Origin of the sequence: Enterococcus sp. DIV0561 (assembly GCF_050539875.1) — a bacterium.
In the GTDB taxonomy this organism is placed as follows: Bacteria; Bacillota; Bacilli; order Lactobacillales; family Enterococcaceae; genus Enterococcus; species Enterococcus faecalis.
This window is the reverse complement of sequence record NZ_CP172927.1, coordinates 2,151,059-2,169,926: the sequence shown is the minus strand read 5'-3', so window position 1 is coordinate 2,169,926 and position 18,868 is coordinate 2,151,059. Positions and strand designations below refer to the sequence as shown.

At 37.2% G+C, this 18,868-nt stretch carries 15 protein-coding genes and 1 tRNA gene; 12 read left to right on the top strand and 4 right to left on the bottom strand.

Annotation, left to right across the window (positions count from 1 at the left end):
• Nucleotide 1: 1 nt before the first annotated feature.
• Nucleotides 2-1,417, bottom strand: coding sequence for a TrkH family potassium uptake protein (locus IGM13_RS10380; RefSeq protein ID WP_010715390.1), 1,416 nt, complete (start codon nucleotides 1,415-1,417; stop codon nucleotides 2-4).
• A gap of 369 nt (nucleotides 1,418-1,786) precedes the next feature.
• Between IGM13_RS10380 and IGM13_RS10375 the strand changes: the two genes are divergently transcribed.
• The 8 genes from IGM13_RS10375 to IGM13_RS10340 all read left to right on the top strand — a co-directional run bounded on the left by IGM13_RS10375 (nucleotide 1,787) and on the right by IGM13_RS10340 (nucleotide 9,545).
• The gene (locus IGM13_RS10375; protein ID WP_002356617.1) at nucleotides 1,787-3,304 is read left to right on the top strand and encodes a flavocytochrome c; all 1,518 of its coding nucleotides are present in this window, start codon (nucleotides 1,787-1,789) and stop codon (nucleotides 3,302-3,304) included.
• A 226-nt stretch (nucleotides 3,305-3,530) separates the two neighbouring features.
• Nucleotides 3,531-4,115: a thymidine kinase gene (locus IGM13_RS10370; protein WP_002356618.1), complete on the top strand. Its 585-nt coding sequence runs from the start codon at nucleotides 3,531-3,533 to the stop codon at nucleotides 4,113-4,115.
• Between the two features lie 11 nt (nucleotides 4,116-4,126).
• Nucleotides 4,127-5,200 (top strand): peptide chain release factor 1, encoded by a 1,074-nt coding sequence (prfA, locus tag IGM13_RS10365; protein WP_002419491.1) that lies wholly within the window; start codon nucleotides 4,127-4,129, stop codon nucleotides 5,198-5,200.
• Nucleotides 5,193-6,026: a peptide chain release factor N(5)-glutamine methyltransferase gene (gene prmC, locus IGM13_RS10360; RefSeq protein ID WP_002382680.1), complete on the top strand. Its 834-nt coding sequence runs from the start codon at nucleotides 5,193-5,195 to the stop codon at nucleotides 6,024-6,026. Before prfA ends, prmC begins: the two co-directional genes overlap by 8 nt.
• A 43-nt stretch (nucleotides 6,027-6,069) precedes the next feature.
• On the top strand, nucleotides 6,070-7,092 hold the full coding sequence (locus IGM13_RS10355; protein ID WP_002419492.1) for an L-threonylcarbamoyladenylate synthase: 1,023 nt from the start codon (nucleotides 6,070-6,072) through the stop codon (nucleotides 7,090-7,092).
• A gap of 75 nt (nucleotides 7,093-7,167) precedes the next feature.
• Nucleotides 7,168-8,406, top strand: coding sequence for a serine hydroxymethyltransferase (gene glyA, locus IGM13_RS10350; protein ID WP_002356623.1), 1,239 nt, complete (start codon nucleotides 7,168-7,170; stop codon nucleotides 8,404-8,406).
• 131 nt (nucleotides 8,407-8,537) lie between these two features.
• Nucleotides 8,538-9,167, top strand: coding sequence for a uracil phosphoribosyltransferase (upp, locus tag IGM13_RS10345; protein WP_002356624.1), 630 nt, complete (start codon nucleotides 8,538-8,540; stop codon nucleotides 9,165-9,167).
• 105 nt (nucleotides 9,168-9,272) lie between these two features.
• A complete protein-coding gene (locus tag IGM13_RS10340; RefSeq protein ID WP_002356625.1) occupies nucleotides 9,273-9,545 on the top strand; it encodes a membrane protein in 273 nt (90 codons plus the stop codon).
• Nucleotides 9,546-9,618: 73 nt separating this feature from the next.
• Here the strand turns inward: IGM13_RS10340 and IGM13_RS10335 are convergent, their stop codons facing one another.
• A complete protein-coding gene (locus IGM13_RS10335) occupies nucleotides 9,619-9,855 on the bottom strand; it encodes a hypothetical protein (protein ID WP_002381528.1) in 237 nt (78 codons plus the stop codon).
• A gap of 158 nt (nucleotides 9,856-10,013) precedes the next feature.
• Between IGM13_RS10335 and IGM13_RS10330 the strand changes: the two genes are divergently transcribed.
• Nucleotides 10,014-10,086 (top strand) — tRNA-Thr (locus IGM13_RS10330).
• 49 nt (nucleotides 10,087-10,135) lie between these two features.
• Here the strand turns inward: IGM13_RS10330 and IGM13_RS10325 are convergent.
• Together IGM13_RS10325 and IGM13_RS10320 are read right to left on the bottom strand one after the other, a co-directional pair.
• Nucleotides 10,136-10,462, bottom strand: coding sequence for an AzlD domain-containing protein (locus IGM13_RS10325; RefSeq protein ID WP_002362235.1), 327 nt, complete (start codon nucleotides 10,460-10,462; stop codon nucleotides 10,136-10,138).
• Nucleotides 10,449-11,156: an AzlC family ABC transporter permease gene (locus IGM13_RS10320; RefSeq protein WP_002356628.1), complete on the bottom strand. Its 708-nt coding sequence runs from the start codon at nucleotides 11,154-11,156 to the stop codon at nucleotides 10,449-10,451. Before IGM13_RS10320 ends, IGM13_RS10325 begins: the two co-directional genes overlap by 14 nt.
• Before the next feature lie 213 nt (nucleotides 11,157-11,369).
• Here IGM13_RS10320 and IGM13_RS10315 point away from each other — a divergent pair, with 213 nt between their 5' ends.
• The 3 genes from IGM13_RS10315 to IGM13_RS10305 all read left to right on the top strand — a co-directional run bounded on the left by IGM13_RS10315 (nucleotide 11,370) and on the right by IGM13_RS10305 (nucleotide 18,711).
• Nucleotides 11,370-11,921: a helix-turn-helix domain-containing protein gene (locus IGM13_RS10315; protein WP_002419493.1), complete on the top strand. Its 552-nt coding sequence runs from the start codon at nucleotides 11,370-11,372 to the stop codon at nucleotides 11,919-11,921.
• Nucleotides 11,922-12,033: 112 nt separating this feature from the next.
• Entirely contained in the window at nucleotides 12,034-13,365 is a 1,332-nt protein-coding gene (locus IGM13_RS10310) for a hypothetical protein (RefSeq protein WP_002419494.1), read from the top strand.
• A gap of 174 nt (nucleotides 13,366-13,539) precedes the next feature.
• Nucleotides 13,540-18,711, top strand: coding sequence for a bacterial Ig-like domain-containing protein (locus IGM13_RS10305; RefSeq protein WP_267580243.1), 5,172 nt, complete (start codon nucleotides 13,540-13,542; stop codon nucleotides 18,709-18,711).
• The last annotated feature ends 157 nt before the right edge of the window (nucleotides 18,712-18,868 follow it).

Below are 18,868 nucleotides of genomic sequence, written 5' to 3'. Positions count from 1 at the left end.
TTTATCCAATAATAATTTTTTCTGAAGGGTATTCGTAGCCTAAGTCACGTGTTTCTTTTGGTACAAAAATCATTAAGGTATAAAGCATACCAATACGTCCAATAAACATTAATAAGGCAATCATTAATTTACCTACTGTTGTTAAATCGTCTGTAATGCCCAAAGAAAGACCGGTTGTTCCAAAGGCAGAAGCGACTTCCACAATGATTGAAATCAAGGGCAGATTTTCAGTGGCTGACAAAAAGACGACAGCGAAAAAGCACATAATCAAAGATAACATGAAGACGACAATCGATTTTTTGACATCATCGTCATCTATTTTACGGCTAAAGATGCTAATATCATCTTCACTTTTTAAAAAGGCTAACAAATACAAGCCAATAATCGCAACAGTCGTTGTTCGAACACCACCACCAACAGAGCTAGGACTACAACCAATAAACATTAACACAGAAAAAATAATCAACGTTGTAATTTGGAAGTCCCCTAAATCATTAATTTGGAGGCCAGCGTTTCGTGTAGTCATCGAATAAAACATCGAACTTACCCAACGGCCACTTTCATTCATTGTCAAAAATAGGTGATCTTTTTCTAATAAGTAAATCAAAATAGTCCCACCAATAAACAGAACAATAAACGCTAGCAAAGCAATTTTACTAAACAATGAGAAGCGGAAAGGCAAGCCTCGTTTCTTCTTGCGAAAGTTCTTTTTCTTAAAATGTAACCACTCATGAATTTCCAGTAAAACGGGAAATCCAATCCCGCCAATAAAAATTAAGAACATAATTGCCAGTAAAAAGAGATAATCATGAGCAAAAGGGATAATTGAATCACCTGAAATATCAAAGCCTGAATTAGTCACTGCAGAAATAGCTTGATAAAATCCATAAAATATCGCATCTCGCCAGTTCGTATAATAACCACTTATATAAAAATAAAGCGAAAAGAGCGAGCCGAAGATTACTTGGAACCAAATTAAAATCAAAAAAGTGGTGCGGATCAGTCGAACAATTCCGCTCAGTCGCGGCTGATTCATGTCAGTCATAATTAACTGACGTTGCTTTAATGTGATTCGCCGTTTTGATAAAATAAAAAAGACCGTTGAAATCATCATAATCCCTAAGCCACCAACTTGGAAAAGAACCTCCAATAAGACAATCCCACGATCATTAAAAACCGAATTAATATCGACTGTGGTGAGTCCAGTAACACTGACTGTACTGATTGCTAAGAAAAATAAATCAATAAAAGGAACATGCGAGTCAGGTTCTCTGAAAATAGGGAGGCAAAACAATAAATAAGAAATAACCGTCATTAATATGTAATAAGCGACGATGATTTGAATAGATGAAAAATTTTTGCGAATAAATCGATCGCTTTTTCGCTGTGCTAGCCACAGCAAACGTGTATGGTTCACTAGATAACCTCCCAATTCTAATTAAACTAAGTATACCAAAACTTTTCGCCTCAAACGAATAATTCTGCCAGAAAATCCTTGAAATGACAAATAAAAATAAGAAATTCGTTAGAAATAATTGGAAAACATCCACAAACAAGCGAGAACATGATATTTTATGAAAGAATAGAAAAATAGGTTGTTCCCCAAACAACTTATTAATAATTGGTCAGTTTGTCTAACGATACAACTTTAAAAAGTAGTGGTAGCTTTTTTATTTCGGTTGATATGTGAATGTATTCACTTTATGTAACAAACTGTTATTTTTATTCAAATGAAAAATAAGAAATTGTGTTGGTAGAAATCAATAGTTAATAAGGTGGGAAAACAATGAAAAAAGTGTTAATGGGAGTTCTTTCCCTAGGGTTATTATTAGGTGCAGCAACAGGTTGTACAAGCGATCAAGAAAAAGCTGCTGGTAAAACAAAAGCATCTTCTGAAAAAACAGAAGCAACATCTGGTGCCTCTGCTAATGGTTATACAGATCCAAGTGAACTAAAAGACAGTTATGATGTTGTTATTGTTGGTTCAGGTGGTGCAGGGATGACCGCTGCATTACAAGCCAAAGAAGCTGGCATGAATCCAGTTATTTTAGAAAAAATGCCTGTTGCAGGTGGGAATACAATTAAATCGTCTTCAGGAATGAATGCTTCACAAACAAAATTCCAAGAAAAAGAAGGCATTAAAGATAGCAACGATAAATTCTTTGAAGAAACACTAAAAGGCGGTAAAGGAACCAACGATCAAGAATTACTACGTTATTTTGTTGATCATTCAGCTGAAGCAATTGATTGGTTAGATACAAAAGGAATTACATTGAGCAATTTAACGATTACAGGTGGAATGAGCGAAAAACGCACACACCGTCCTGCTGACGGATCAGCAATTGGGGGCTATCTAGTTGACGGTTTAGTACGTAACGTTCGCGAAGAAAAAATTCCATTGTTTGTTGATGCTGACGTGACAGACTTAGTTGAAGAAAACGGTCAAATCGATGGCGTAAAAGTGAAAATGAAAGATGATAAAGAAAAAACAGTTAAAGCAAAAGCAGTCGTTGTCACAACAGGTGGTTTCGGTGCCAACGAAAAATTAATTACACAATACAAACCAGAATTGAAAAACTATGTTACAACGAACCAAGAAGGAACAACAGGTGACGGTATCCAAATGATTCAAAAAGTTGGTGGTGCGTTAGTGGATATGAAAGAAATTCAAATTCACCCAACTGTTCAACAAAGCGATGCTTTCTTAATTGGTGAAGCAGTTCGTGGAGAAGGCGCAATCTTGGCTTCTCAAAAAGGAGAACGTTTTGTTAATGAGCTAGATACACGCGACAAAGTTTCCGCAGCAATCAATGCCTTACCAGAAAAATCAGCTTATTTAGTCTTTGACCAAGGCGTACGCGACCGTGCAAAAGCCATTGATTTCTATGATCAAAAAGGCTTCGTGGAAAAAGGTGAAACGATTGAAGAATTAGCTGAAAAAATTGGCATGCCTGCCGATACATTGAAAGCAACGATTGATACTTGGAACCAAGATGTTAATGCCAAAGATGACAAACAATTTGGCCGGACAACTGGAATGGAAGCTGACTTAAGCACAGCGCCTTACTACGCAATTAAAATTGCACCAGGGATTCACCACACAATGGGTGGCGTGAAAATCAACACGAAAACAGAAGTTTTACGTGAAGATGGCACACCAATTAAAGGTCTATATGCTGCTGGTGAATTAACAGGTGGCTTACATGGTCAAAACCGTATCGGAGGCAATGCCATCGCCGATATTATCATTTATGGTCGTCAAGCAGGTACGCAATCAGCAGAATTTGCCTCTGCTCAAAAATAACTAGCATTAAAAAGTCTGAAATTGTAGTCAAATAACTACAATTTCGGGCTTTTTTATTGCATACTAGCAGAATCATTAGTTGGAGTATAAACAGCCCTGCTAAAATGACTTTGGCGTAGATTCTGTTTTTTTCAGAAAAATGCACGACCATTTTAGCTAAAAATACTGCTTTTTTGCTGAAAATATAGTAAAATACGTAAGGAACTAACGGAAAGGTGTAGTGAACATGGCTCAATTATTTTTCAAGTATGGCGCAATGAACAGTGGTAAAACCATTGAAATCTTAAAAGTAGCACACAATTACGAAGAACAAGACAAACCAGTTGTTTTGATGACCAGTGGACTAGATACACGTGATGGTGTTGGGAAAGTATCCAGTCGCATCGGATTACGCAGAGATGCTATTCCAATTTTTGAAGAAACCAATGTCTTTGACTTGATTAATGATTTGTCTTACAAACCTTTTTGCGTATTAGTCGATGAATGTCAATTTTTAAACAAGCATCATGTCATTGAATTTGCACGAATTGTTGACGAATTAGATATTCCAGTAATGGCATTTGGGCTAAAGAATGATTTTAGAAATGAATTATTTGAAGGCTCAAAGTATTTACTTTTATATGCAGACAAATTAGAAGAATTAAAAACGATTTGCTGGTTCTGTCATAAAAAAGCAACTATGAACTTGCACTATATTGATGGCAAACCCGTTTATGAAGGGGATCAAGTCCAAATTGGTGGGAATGAAGCCTACTATCCTGTTTGTCGCAAACATTATTTTCATCCAAAAACAGTGAATGAAGAACAGTAAGGAGAGACACTATGTACGATCAATTACAATCTATTGAAGATCGCTATGAGGAATTGGGCGAATTATTAAGTGACCCAGCAGTCATTAGCGATACAAAACGTTTCATGGAATTATCGAAAGAAGAAGCTAATACACGTGAGACGGTTGAGGTTTATCGCCGATATAAACAAGTTGTTGAAGGGATTAGCGATGCCGAAGAACTTTTAAGTGAAAACTTAGATGCGGAAATGGCCGAAATGGCGAAAGAAGAACTTTCTGATTTGAAAAAAGAAAAAGAAGTGTTAGAAGACCGCATTAAAATTTTATTATTACCAAAAGATCCAAATGATGATAAAAATATCATCATGGAAATCCGTGGTGCAGCCGGTGGCGATGAAGCCGCACTTTTTGCTGGCGACTTATTTAATATGTACCAAAAATATGCAGAAGTACAAGGGTGGAAAGCGGAAGTTTTAGAAGCGAACGTCACTGGAATCGGTGGATATAAAGAAGTAATTATGATGATTTCAGGAGATAACGTCTTTTCAAAATTAAAATACGAAAGTGGCGCTCACCGCGTGCAACGAGTTCCTTCAACAGAATCACAAGGACGGATTCATACATCGACAGCAACCGTTGTAGTTATGCCAGAAGCCGAAGAAGTCGAAATCGAATTAGCTGATAAAGATATCCGTGTCGATATTTATCATGCAAGTGGCGCTGGTGGACAGCACGTCAATAAAACCGCTTCGGCTGTTCGATTAACCCATTTACCAACAGGAATCGTAGTCGCAATGCAAGATGAACGTTCACAGCTAAAAAACCGTGAAAAAGCAATGAAAGTTTTGCGTGCTCGTGTGTATGACCAAATTCAACAAGAAGCACAAAGTGAATATGATGCTAACCGTAAATCGGCGGTGGGGACCGGAGATCGTTCAGAACGAATCAGAACGTATAACTTCCCACAAAATCGAGTAACGGATCATCGTATTGGTTTAACCATCCAAAAACTAGACCAGATTCTTGCTGGCAAATTAGATGAAATCATTGATGCATTAGTCTTATATGATCAAACATCGAAATTAGAAGAGATGCAAAATGGCTAAACGTTACTTTGAAGTCCTTAACTGGGCTTCTTCTTTTTTAGAGGCGCAAGGCAAAGAAGGCTATGCTATTCACTATGTTTTTTTAGAACGTAAAGGTTGGGATAAAACGCAGTGGCTCCTGCATATGCAAGAAGAAATGCCCAAAGAAGAAGAGGAACAATTAAAAACGGATTTAGCCCAATTATTGACAGATTACCCAGCACAATATTTACTAGGACAAGCTGAATTTTATGGACATTCCTTTATTGTTAATGAACATACTTTGATTCCTAGACCAGAAACAGAAGAATTAGTCGAGCGTTGCTTAAAAGCCAATCCAGATACTCCTTTGACGGTCGTAGATGTCGGAACAGGGACAGGCGCCATTGCGATTAGCTTGAAACTGGCACGGCCCAACTGGCGAGTTATTGCCATTGATCTTTCAGAGGAAGCGTTGACTGTCGCTAAACAAAACGCGCAAGCATTAGGTGCTGGCATCGAATTTTATCATGGGAATGGCTTACAGCCAGTTACTTCTGAAAAAATTGATCTGCTTATTTCTAATCCGCCCTATATTAGTGAACAAGAATGGCATTTAATGGATGCAAGTGTCCGAACGTATGAACCTAAAACCGCTTTATTCGCTGAAAATAACGGTTTGGCCTTATACCAACAATTAATTCATGAAAGTCAAACGATGCTTAAAGCAGACGGTAAAATTTATTTTGAAATAGGGTTTCAACAAGGCGCGGCCCTCCAAGAATTATTGAGCGCCGCTTATCCACAAAAAACAATTAAAATTGAAAAAGATTTATCTGGCAACGATCGCCTCGCGATAGCCGAGTAACTAAGGTTCTTCGTCGCCACTTTTCTAGAAGGAGCGATTTGCAATGGAAACAAAAAAATTAACCAAACAAGAAATAGCCCAAGCAGCAGCAGCCATTCAAGCAGGCGAGCTAGTGGCTTTTCCAACAGAAACTGTTTATGGCTTAGGTGCCGATGCTTTAAATGAAGCGGCAGTAAAAAAAGTTTACCAAGTAAAAGGCCGCCCCAGTGATAATCCATTGATTGTTCATGTGAACAACGTTGAAATGGTCAAAAAATACGTGGCGACCTTACCAGAAGTCGCTACAAAATTGGTGTCTGCCTTTTGGCCGGGACCATTAACTTTAATTTTTAATGTGCCTAGGGATACATTTTCTAAAACAGTAACAGGTGGTTTAGAGACAGTCGCTTTTCGTATGCCAGATAACCAAGCAACCTTAGCTTTGATTGAACAAGCCAATGTTCCGTTGGTTGGACCAAGTGCGAACACTTCTGGCAAGCCTAGTCCAACATCTGCAGAGCATGTTTATCATGATTTGCAGGGGAAAATTGCTGCCATATTAGATGATGGCCCAACGCAGATTGGGGTGGAATCAACGGTCTTAGATTTAACGGCGGAAGATGGTGTGCCAGTTATTTTACGACCAGGAGCAATTACCAAAGAGCAGTTGGAAAGCATTATTCCCCAAGTGAAAATCGATACACATTTGATTAGTGAAACTGCAGCACCCAAAGCGCCAGGGATGAAATACAAACACTATTCTCCTGATGCGGAAGTTTGGATTATAAGCGGTCAAACAGCAGAATGGCAAACGGCGATTCAGCAAGCAAAAGAACAACAGGAAAAAATCGGCTTATTTTTAAGTGATGAACAGGCAGCACAACTAGATACAGAAAATGCGTTTGTTTATTCTTATGGTGCAGAAACGGTTGAAAATGCCACAAAAGAACTATTTGCAGGGTTAAGAGCGTTAGATGAGCAAGGAGCTACCACGATTTTTGCACAAGGATTTGCAGAAACTGGTTTAGGCACTGCTTACATGAATCGCTTGAAAAAATCAGCTAATCAAAAATTTTTTGAAAAATAAGAGGTATTTGTAACGAAGCTGACACAGAAGTATGATACAATCAGACAAAAGAAAACAAAATGGAGTGTTGTTTGAATGGATTACAAAACGTATGACCCAGATTTATGGAATGCAATTGCAAGAGAAGAAGAGCGCCAAGAAAATAACTTGGAACTAATCGCATCTGAGAATGTCGTGTCAAAAGCGGTGATGGCTGCCCAAGGAAGTATTTTAACGAATAAATATGCAGAAGGTTACCCTGGCAAACGGTACTATGGTGGTTGTGAATTTATCGATATCGTAGAAAATTTAGCTATTGATCGTGCCAAAGAATTATTTGGTGCAAAATTCGCGAATGTACAAGCCCATTCAGGTTCTCAAGCCAATACAGCGGCATACCTTTCATTGGTTGAACCAGGTGATACCATTTTGGGGATGGATTTATCAGCTGGTGGTCACTTAACCCATGGTTCGCCCGTTAACTTTAGTGGAAAAACCTATAATTTTGTCAGTTATGGAGTGGATCCTTCAACAGAAGTAATCGATTACGATGTCGTGCGAATTTTAGCAAGAGAACATCGTCCAAAATTAATTGTTGCTGGCGCAAGTGCGTATTCACGAACGATTGACTTCAAACGTTTCCGTGAAATCGCTGATGAAGTAGATGCCAAGTTAATGGTTGATATGGCGCATATTGCAGGCTTGGTGGCTTCAGGGTTGCACCCAAATCCAGTTCCGTATGCTGATATCGTAACAAGTACGACCCATAAAACATTGCGTGGTCCTCGTGGCGGTTTAATTTTGACAAATAGCGAAGAATTGGCGAAAAAAGTAAATAGTAGTATTTTCCCAGGCATTCAAGGTGGCCCGTTGGAACATGTGATTGCCGGAAAAGCCGCAGCTTTTAAAGAAGCTTTGGATCCAAGTTTTGCTGAATATAGTCAGCAAGTGATTGCAAATGCGCAAGCGATGACGAAAGTTTTCAATCAAGCGCCAGAAGCTCGTTTAATTAGTGGGGCAACAGACAACCACTTATTACTGATTGAAGTGACAGGTTTTGGTTTAAATGGAAAAGAAGCAGAAGCTATTTTAGATAGTGTAAATATTACTGTCAATAAAAATTCAATTCCGTTTGAACAATTAAGTCCATTTAAAACAAGTGGTATCCGTATTGGAACGCCTGCGATTACTTCACGTGGTTTTAAAGAAGAAGATGCGGTAGAAGTTGCTAAATTAATCGTTCAAGTCTTAAAAGATCCAGAAAATACAGCAGTTCATGATGAAGTCAAAGCAGCTGTAGCAGCGCTAACTAAAAAATATCCATTATATAACTAACATCAGGGATAGCTGAAGCGCGATTCTCTGTACAAATAAGAGTCGGAGCTTAGGATTTAAGGAATTCAACTTGTGTCCTAGGCTCTTTTGTTTTACAATAAGAAAGAATAAAATAATGAAGGAGAATAGATATGGGAAAATTTCAAGTAATTGATCATCCGCTAATTCAACACAAACTAACAATGATTCGCGAAAAGAACTGTGGGACAAAGGTTTTCCGCGAAGTTGTCAACGAAATTGCTATGTTAATGGCTTATGAAGTATCACGGGATATGCCTTTAGAGGATGTTGTCATCGAAACACCGATGGGTAAATCAACACAAAAAACACTTTCAGGGAAAAAAGTAGCAATCATTCCTATTTTACGTGCCGGCATTGGCATGGTTGATGGGATTTTAGAATTAATTCCAGCAGCGAAAGTTGGACACGTTGGACTTTACCGTGATGAAGAAACATTGCAACCACATGAATACTTCGTGAAATTACCTGAAGACATTGCAAGTCGTCAATTATTTGTTGTTGACCCAATGCTAGCAACAGGTGGTTCCGCAATTATGGCCATCGATTCATTAAAAGAACGTGGTGCTAGCAACATTAAATTTGTATGTCTAGTGGCCGTTCCAGAAGGTGTGAAAGCTTTACAAGAAGCGCATCCAGATGTAGATATTTATACAGCAGCTTTAGATGAGCGCTTAAACGAAGACGGCTATATCGTTCCTGGTTTAGGGGATGCTGGTGACCGTTTATTCGGAACAAAATAATAACAAAAAACCGTTAGGTAACAGATTATGGTTACTAACGGTTTTCTTTTGCTTAAAGAACTTTTCTAGGTGTATAATAAAAAATAAAAAAACAAAGGAGGAACTATGAAAAAGAATAAAAAAGTCTTACACGCTATCGCTGTGATTGCTAGTGTGATGTCAGTTTTGATGTATGTTTCATATATTCCACAAATTTATGGAAATTTACATGGGGAAAAAGGCAATCCGACGCAACCATTAGTGGCAATGATTAATTGTATTTTTTGGACGATTCATGGGTTATATGGAGACGATGGAGAAACACGAGATAAGTCCATTATTTTTGCTAATGTGCCCGGAATTATTTTTGGTTTTTTTGCGTTTATTACAGCATTATAGTTTCCGACGAATTGGAAAGTATTCCAATTCTGTACATAAAAAAGAGCGGGGGAAATTTCCCACGCTTGAAGAATTAAATCTTTTTCAATTGTTTGTAATTAATAACAATCACACCATTGCTGTGCACCATTAAGTGATTGTTTTTTTGCGTTTCGTCAATTTCGACGACAGCGGCATTTTTTAATTGTTTCGTAACAACGCCTGTTTGTGGCTGTCCGTGAACAAGAAAAGTAACATGGGTGTCAACGGCGAAATCCTTACCAGCATCCGATGGAACAACAGGAGTAACCATACCATTAAAATTTGACATACAAAAAACCATCCTTTCTTGATATCTCTATTATACCACATTTTCAGAAAAAAGTTTGTAAAGTCGCTATTTGGCTTATTTTAAAGAGATTTTGCATAAATAAATAACAAACAGACTTTACAAATAAAGTAGAAAGTCCTATAATAGATTTGTTTCAGGCCAGCTTAGCTCAGTTGGTAGAGCAACGCACTCGTAACGCGTAGGTCACAGGTTCGATCCCTGCAGCTGGCATCTAAAAAAACAGACAGGCACTACCATCTGGTAGTGCCTGTCTGTTTTTTTAGATAAAATTTTGGATTAGTGCAAATGAAGCAATGCCTACCAGTACAATAAGCAATAAGTTTTTAGTAAGTATTGCGGCTAAAATGGTAGGAAATGAAGCGAATAAATAAGGAAGATTGAGGCTTGGTAAATGCCCAATTCTTTGTTCAAATAAGCTACTAAACCATAAGGCGGACATAATCACAATGGGAACAAAACTTAGATATTCTAATAATTTCTGTGGCAGACTGATTTTTTTTAAAAGTAAAAATGGCAGTATTCTTGAAAGCCAGGTTGCAACGGTACAGCCTAAAATTGTTAAAAAGAGATACTCAGAAGAAGGCATGTTTTATCATCACTCCTATTCCACACCCGATTAACGTGACAACTAAGACAATTAAATTACTGGGAATAAAAATTAGACCAATAGACATCAACCCAAAAGTAATCAGGACCATGATGAGTTGTAAAGCGATTTTCATGGAACGATCACTAATTATCTGCAGATAAAGTAAACCAATGAACATAGCCACGACCGCAAACTCAAGACCTAATGCTTGAGGGTTTGCAATAAAGCGCCCTAGATAGGCACCGATGATCGTCGAAAAAACCCAAGTCGCATAGGAAATCAAATTGGCAGCATTAAACCACTCAAAACTTAAACGTCCTTTGGTATGGTTTAATTTATTCATTCCTAGTGCAAAACTTTCATCCGTCAGTAAGGTTCCCAACCAGAGATTTTTACCGAGAGATTCGGCTTTAAAGTAAGGCGCAATGGTCATTCCCATAAGAATCATACGCGCATTTACTAAGAAAGTCGCTAACACAATAGATAAGATAGGGCTGCCGCCAGTCAACATACTAACTGTTACAAACTGAGCAGATCCTGCAAAAATAAAAAACGACATCGCACTAACAATAAGAGGGGAAAAACCTGCTGCTTGTCCTACGATACCAAAAGCAATGCCAATACCAATATAGCCAAAAACCGTTGGCAAGGCTTCACGAATGCCAGTGCGTGCATCTAATTGGTGGTTCATTCTCTTTTTTTCCTTCTTTCTGTATAAAATTTAAACACGTGTGTCTGAAAATCTAGACCTTCGATAATGAGACACAACGAGCGAATGAGCGTTTTCATTATTAACCACTCCTTTTGAACAACTAAGATATATATTGTATAATACAATAAAGAATACTTTTGTTCAATATATTAAATTTTTGGATGATAAAAAGAAACAGAAGGAGCAACTATTTTGGAGATTAATACAATTATTGGCAATAATTTAAAAAAAATTAGACAAGAAAAAAAACTTACGTTAGATGAACTAGCTGGGATAACCGGAGTGAGTAAAGGGATGCTTTCGCAGATTGAAAAAGGAACCACCAATCCTACCATAAATACAATTTGGAAAATAAGTAATGGACTCAATGTTCCGTATACGTATTTATTAGAAGATGACTATGTTAAAGAAAATCCCGTGGTAAAAAAAACTGAGACGGTAACACAACATTCTGAAGATCACTCCTATCGAGTCTTTAATTACTACTCAGACAACCAGGAAAGAAACTTTGAACTCTTTCAGTTTGAATTAGATTCAGGGAAAAAGTATCAAGCTGTTGGGCATTCAAAACGTTCGATAGAATATGTCATGGTTATTCAAGGAACATTAGCTCTTGAAGTGGGCGATCAGAGATACCTTCTTCCAAAAGACGCCGCTATGTATTTTGATGCTAATCAAGTACACACGTATATAAATGAGGGAACAGAGCAAGTCCAAGCTGTCGTTATTAACTATTATACGTAACAGTAGAAAATAAACATTAGGAAATCGCTGCATCTGTTATTTTATGGACAAAAAAAGTAAACAATGCTACCCTAAAAATAATAGAAAATGAAAGATAAAAGAAGAGGTCAAAATGAATAAAAAAATTGAAAGTCTTGGTAATACAGCATTAAGTTTACTAAGTAATACGATTATTGTTGTGCCTTATTTACTTTACATTCAATTGAGTGATGGACACAACCTTCTAACAATTTTACCATTTGTCTTATTTTATACATTGCGTATGACAGGCATTTTTCTGGTTCGAGGAATTAATTTGTCTTTAACTAGTCTAGGTCTACTAAAGATTTCTCTATTGCTAGGCTTGGCAGGTTCCTTAATTGGGACCGCCGGCGCTTTTTCTTTCCCGCTTTATAGTATTTCAGGAATGTTGTTAGGACTTAGTGGGGCGTTGTTGCCACCAAGTAATCAATCAATTCGCTTTTTCTTGAAAGAAGAAGGTCAAAAAATCAGTCACAGCAATCTTTTAACGACAGTCTTATTGACCGCTGTTTTATTTGGCGCTTTATTTTTTAAAGCGACTGAGATTGGACTGGCGTTATTGGTGTACGCGCTCTATTTTCTGCTTGCTTTAGTAGCAATCAAGAGCTATCCTGTTTCATTAAACGAGCTAGAAGAAGAATCAGCAGAAGTTTCACGAAAAGAATTAATTCTGTTTATTATCTTTTTTGTGTTATTACTTTTATTAAGAAGTGGTCGCTTATTAACGAATGCGGTGGAATTTGATTATGCGATTGTTGGCGCCTGCTGTTTCTTTGTGGTGGCTGTCCTTTTCGTTAGTCATTATGGCAAACGCGGTGCGTATAAAGTATCATTAGAAATGAATCTTGCGACCTTGATTAACGGGATTGTCGGGAACTATTTATTTTTATTTGGTTCCATTTATGTTGCAGGGGTTTATGGCAGAGCTCATATGGGCATCTATCTCTATTTACCTTATGTTTTAGGGATGATTTTTGCAATGATTGTAGCTAGTAAAACGAAACAATGGTCAAACAACATACCAATGGTTGGACTGGCGGGAAGTTTGGGAATATTACTTCTTACTTCGTGGACTATTTTAGGCCTGTTTCTCTTGAGTTTTTTCAAAAGCACATTGAATAGCTTTTTAGCTAGGCGATATTATCAAGAGACAGATTTGCCAAAAGATAGCCGCATCCTTATCAAATATACAACACAAACAAAAGGGAGTTTATTCCATCAATTTATTTTGATGGCGCTTATGTTAGTCACTGTAGTAGGCAAAGGTGGCACGACACAATTTTTATTAGAATTGACTGGCGGCAAAGGTATTTCAACGCAAACAAGTCAATTTTTAACTTTCATTAAAAATAGTAACTCGCTCTTAGTGTTATTGTTTATTGCAGTTTATTTCGTGGTCGTTTTTCGTCAAAAGAAACGATAATTTACAAATATTAATAAAAAAATACTTGGAAAAACAGTGATTGTGGCTGATTTTCCAAGTATTTTTTTATGAAAAGCTGTTTTTTTTTTCGAAGATTCAAAAAAAATTAATCAATTGTTTCATTTTTAACAAGCTATTATTAGGTTATATGAATTTTATTGAAAGGGGATTAGTATGAAGAAAAAAACTTTTTCTTTTGTGATGTTAAGTATACTTCTCGCACAAAATTTCGGGTTTGCCGTAAATGCCTATGCTGTAACAACGACAGAAGCACAAACAGAGACCACTGATACAGCAAAAAAAGAGGCAGAGTTATCGAGCACAACACCAGCTTTACCTTTAGCAACAACGAATACTTCAGAAATGAATCAACCAACTGCAACAACTGAATCGCAAACCACAGAGGCGAGCACAACAGCTTCCAGTGGTGCTGCTACACCATCTGAACAACAAACAACGGAGGACAAGGACACCTCACTTAATGAAAAAGCCCTACCAGATGTTCAAGCGCCAATTACAGATGAACTACTTGACAGTATGAGTCTTGCGCCGATTGGTGGAACAGAATACAGCCAAACAGAGGTTCACCGCGAATTAAATACAACACCGGTAACCGCTACGTTCCAATTTGCTGTTGGAAACACAGGTTATGCACCTGGATCAGTTTATACAGTTCAATTACCAGAACATTTAGGTTATTCAACTGTCAGCGGAGAAGTGACAGGCATTGGCGCAACTTGGGCAGTCGATGCGGCGACCAAAACATTAAGTATTACGTTTAATCAACGAGTTTCAGATACTTCCTTTAAAGTAGAACTAAAAAGTTATCTAACAACAGAGGCGGAACCATTAGTCAAAATTGAAACTCCAGGAAAAAATAAAAAAACCTACTCGTTTGATTTATATGAACAAGTGGAACCAATTCAATATAACGAACGAACCAGAACGACGGGGTTAGATGGCGAAATTTTTTATAATTTAGACCGGACATTAACTGGCAATCAAACATTAGAATTATTAACAACAGAGACGCCAGGCGCTGTCTTTGGAAAACAAGATAACTTGGAACCTCAAGTTTTCAGTTACGATGTCGACATTAATGGTCAAATTTTACCAGAAACGCAAACCTTGTTAACACCTGGCAAAGATTATACATTAAGCGATAATTCACTCGGGCGGATTGCTGTAACTGTTCCAAACATGAATCAACAAAAAGCCTATTCCTTATCGATTAATCGGACAATTTATTTAGAGAGTGCTTCGGACTATAACTACTTATATTCGCAGCAGTATCCAACAACAAAAATTGGGTCAATTTCTTTGAAAAGTACGACAGGAACTAAACAAACAACCGATTTTACTGCTAAGACGAGTCAAACAAGTAAAGTAATTGCTGATCGTGAAATGCGTAGTATGTCCTATATCAGTTTTCAAAGCAAAGGGAAATATTATGTAACAATTTATGGCACGTTAACAGAAACAAAAGTGGGTCAACAAATCGTATTAGAGAGTACAAACGGTCAAGAAATTAAGAATCCTAAATTTACGGCGTATGGTCCTTTATATGAAAATGTAAAATTGGAAGACTATTTTGATATTAAAACTGAAGGTGGCAAGCTCACTTTAACGGCCACAAAAGATAGCTATTTAAGAATAAATATTTCTGATTTAACAATGGATTTTGACAAGAAGGACATTAATCTATCATTAAGTACACCTGTAATTGGTCCTAATAAAGCCATTCAATTAGTATCCGATCAATATATTGAACCAATTAGTGTTGTTAATCCTTTGAATGCTGAAACTGCTTGGGGTAATTATGATCAAAATGGTGCCTATTCATCAAGAACAACTGTCTCAGTTATGGGAAGCAAAGAGAAACCGATTCAAAATTTAGAAATTAAAGTAAAGCATCCTAACTATCTTTCATTACGAGCTACAAAAGAAATTTATTTTTATTACAAGTTAGGAACGGATTATACAGTAACGCCAACGTCAGATGGTTCAGTTATTAAGTTCACTACGCCAATAACCAACGAAATCCAAATTCCAATTGGTTTTAATTATGTGCCAGATAGTTTGCCAAAAGATAAAAGTATCCCAGTCGATATGATACCAATAACAATGAGTGCTGAAGGTTTAACTCCAGTTGATACGACAGTAACTACTAATAGTAAGCGTGGTTCAGAACGAACACTTCAAAGTAGTAAAAATCAATTCCTTGTCAATGCACGAAATGATTCTTTTGACTCACTAAGCGTCCGTACAAAAATTCCAGCTGGCGCCGATGTTCTTTTTGACATTTATGATGTTTCAAACGATCAGGTAGATTCAATTTATCCACAATACTGGGATCGTGGCTATTATTTTGATAAACCAATGTCACCAGACAGTCCTGGATACCCAACGATTACTTTTGACGAAAATACCAATAGTTACACGTTTGATTTTGGAAAAACCAACAAACGTTACATTATTGAGTATAAAAATGCCAATGGCTGGATCGACGTGCCAACTCTTTATATAACTGGGACAGCTAAAGAACCACAATCGAATAATAATGAAGGGTCTGCTACGGTTTCTGTTCAAAATGAAGCGTTAGACATTTTGAGTGCAACACAAGCGGCGAATCCAACATTAAAAAATGTAACAAAAACGACAGTAACAACAAAAAATATTGATAATAAAACACATCGTGTGAAAAATCCAACGATTGAATTAACACCAAAAGGCACAACCAATGCTCAAATCGATTTGAATTCTATTACCGTGAAAGGTGTGCCAGAAGATGCTTATTCATTAGAGAAGACTACAAACGGTGCGAAAATTATTTTTAAAGACTATACATTGACAGAAAACATTACGATTGAATACAATACTGTCTCTGCAAACGCTGGCCAAATCTATACAGAAACAACAATCGACTCTGAAACATTGAACCAGATGTCTGCTAGCAAGAAAAAAGTTGCCACTGCGCCAATCACATTGAAATTCTCAGAAGGCGATGCGGAAGGTATTGTTTATTTAGCAACTGCCACATTCTATACGCATAACATAGAGGATGAAAACCAAGCAATTGCGAAGGTTTCTTTTGAACTAATTGATAATGTCACGCATACAGCAACCGAATTTGCAACAGATGAAAAAGGTCAATACTCCTTTGATGCCATCATGACAGGTGATTATACTTTGCGAGTAACGAATGTACCGCAGGAATATTCCGTGGGTGAAGAGTATTTGACAGGTAAAGCCATTAAGCTGGTCAAAGGAGACAATCAACTAAAAATTCCATTAACTAAAACAATTGATCACAGTCGTTTACAAGTCAAAGATACAACAATTTATGTGGGCGATAAATGGAAACCAGAAGATAATTTCGTTTCGGCAACAGACAAAACAGGTCAAGACGTTCCCTTCGAAAAAATCACTGTTTCAGGTCAAGTTGACACTAGCAAAGCGGGCATTTACTCAATCATTTACAGTTACGAAGGTAAAAAAGAAACAGCTAATGTGACCGTCAAACCCGACCAATCTAAGTTAGAGGTTAAAGATACAACGATTTATGTGGGCGATAAATGGGAACCAGAAGATAATTTCGTTTCAGCAACAGACAAAACAGGCCAAGACGTTCCGTTTGAAAAAATTGACGTTCAGGGAACAGTGAATGTTGATAAAATAGGCGATTATGAAATTGTCTATAAAAATGGCACAAAAGAAGCGAAAGCAATCGTTCATGTCCGTGATGACAGTCAGTTAGAGGTTAAAGATACAACAATTTATGTTGGTGATTCTTGGAAATCAGAAGATAATTTCGTTTCAGCAACAGACAAAACAGGCCAAGACGTTCCCTTCGAAAAAATCACTGTTTCAGGTCAAGTTGATACTAGCAAAGCGGGCATTTACTCAATCATTTACAGTTACGAAGGTAAAGAAGAAATAGCTAATGTGACCGTCAAACCCGACCAATCTAAGTTAGAGGTTAAAGATACAACGATTTATGTTGGTGATTCGTGGAAACCAGAAGATAATTTCGTTTCAGCAACAGACAAAACAGGCCAAGACGTTCCGTTTGAAAAAATTGACGTTCAGGGAACAGTGAATGTTGATAAAATAGGCGATTATGAAATTGTCTATAAAAATGGCACAAAAGAAGCGAAAGCAATCGTTCATGTCCGTGATGACAGTCAGTTAGAGGTCAAAGATACAACAATTTATGTGGGCGATAAATGGAAACCAGAAGATAATTTCGTTTCAGCAACAGACAAAACAGGCCAAGACGTTCCGTTTGAAAAAATTGACGTTCAGGGAACAGTGAATGTTGATAAAATAGGCGATTATGAAATTGTCTATAAAAATGGCACAAAAGAAGCGAAAGCAATCGTTCATGTCCGTGATGACAGTCAGTTAGAGGTCAAAGATACAACAATTTATGTGGGCGATAAATGGAAACCAGAAGATAATTTCGTTTCAGCAACAGATAAAACAGGTCAAGACGTTCCTTTTGAAAAAATTGACGTTCAGGGAACAGTGAATGTTGATAAAATAGGCGATTATGAAATTGTCTATAAAAATGGCACAAAAGAAGCGAAAGCAATCGTTCATGTCCGTGATGATAGTCGTTTACAAGTCAAGGATACAACGATTTATGTGGGTGATAAATGGGAAGTAGAAGATAACTTCGTTTCCGCGACAGACAAAACAGGTCAAGACGTTCCCTTCGAAAAAATCACTGTTTCAGGTCAAGTTGATACTAGCAAAGCGGGCATTTACTCAATCATTTACAGTTACGAAGGTAAAAAAGAAACAGCTAATGTGACCGTCAAACCCGACCAATCTAAGTTAGAGGTTAAAGATACAACGATTTATGTTGGTGATTCATGGAAACCAGAAGATAATTTCGTTTCAGCAACAGATCGTGACGGTCATGCTATATCCTTTGATAAGGTTCAAGTAAAAGGGAAAGTTGATACAAAGAAAACAGGAGAGTACCAGATTTCCTATACCACTGAGCCAGTTAATGAAACCAAACCAGCTGTGCAGTCACGAATTTTCTCAATGTTTTCAAACGAAACACCTCGTCAATTAAAGACAGTAGCAACTGTTCATGTGATTGATCGTAATCCTACACCGCTACCAGATAAAAATGAGAACAACCAGACTAGTTCCTCAACGAATCAAACCACGATAAAAAGTAGTCAGTATGTCACACACATTGTGAAACCTGACAAGCAAGGACGTTATCCAAAAACGGGAGAACAAACTAATGGTTTATATCGTGTGCTAGGACTTGTTGTATTACTTATTGTGATTATTAGTGGTATAGTCATCAAGAAGAAACGAAAATAATTAAATGAGCGTGGGGCAAAAGTTTAAAGTGACTTTTGTTCCACGCTTAAAAGATGAATAAGTGCATGAATGAGGGTAGCTGTTTCCTTGGAAAATAGGAAGTTTTACAAGTTACTTAGTTTAAGAACACCTATTAGCAGGTTTTTCTGTTAAGATA

Excerpts from the sequence above, each read along its gene's own strand:
- IGM13_RS10375 (WP_002356617.1), top strand. The coding sequence starts at position 1,787 with ATGAAAAAAGTGTTAATGGGAGTTCTTTCCCTAGGGTTATTATTAGGT.
- IGM13_RS10370 (WP_002356618.1), top strand. The coding sequence starts at position 3,531 with ATGGCTCAATTATTTTTCAAGTATGGCGCAATGAACAGTGGTAAAACC.
- prfA (WP_002419491.1), top strand. The coding sequence starts at position 4,127 with ATGTACGATCAATTACAATCTATTGAAGATCGCTATGAGGAATTGGGC.
- prmC (WP_002382680.1), top strand. The coding sequence starts at position 5,193 with ATGGCTAAACGTTACTTTGAAGTCCTTAACTGGGCTTCTTCTTTTTTA.
- IGM13_RS10355 (WP_002419492.1), top strand. The coding sequence starts at position 6,070 with ATGGAAACAAAAAAATTAACCAAACAAGAAATAGCCCAAGCAGCAGCA.
- glyA (WP_002356623.1), top strand. The coding sequence starts at position 7,168 with ATGGATTACAAAACGTATGACCCAGATTTATGGAATGCAATTGCAAGA.
- upp (WP_002356624.1), top strand. The coding sequence starts at position 8,538 with ATGGGAAAATTTCAAGTAATTGATCATCCGCTAATTCAACACAAACTA.
- IGM13_RS10340 (WP_002356625.1), top strand. The coding sequence starts at position 9,273 with ATGAAAAAGAATAAAAAAGTCTTACACGCTATCGCTGTGATTGCTAGT.
- IGM13_RS10335 (WP_002381528.1), bottom strand. The coding sequence starts at position 9,855 with ATGTCAAATTTTAATGGTATGGTTACTCCTGTTGTTCCATCGGATGCT.
- IGM13_RS10325 (WP_002362235.1), bottom strand. The coding sequence starts at position 10,462 with ATGCCTTCTTCTGAGTATCTCTTTTTAACAATTTTAGGCTGTACCGTT.
- IGM13_RS10320 (WP_002356628.1), bottom strand. The coding sequence starts at position 11,156 with ATGAACCACCAATTAGATGCACGCACTGGCATTCGTGAAGCCTTGCCA.
- IGM13_RS10310 (WP_002419494.1), top strand. The coding sequence starts at position 12,034 with ATGAATAAAAAAATTGAAAGTCTTGGTAATACAGCATTAAGTTTACTA.
- IGM13_RS10305 (WP_267580243.1), top strand. The coding sequence starts at position 13,540 with ATGAAGAAAAAAACTTTTTCTTTTGTGATGTTAAGTATACTTCTCGCA.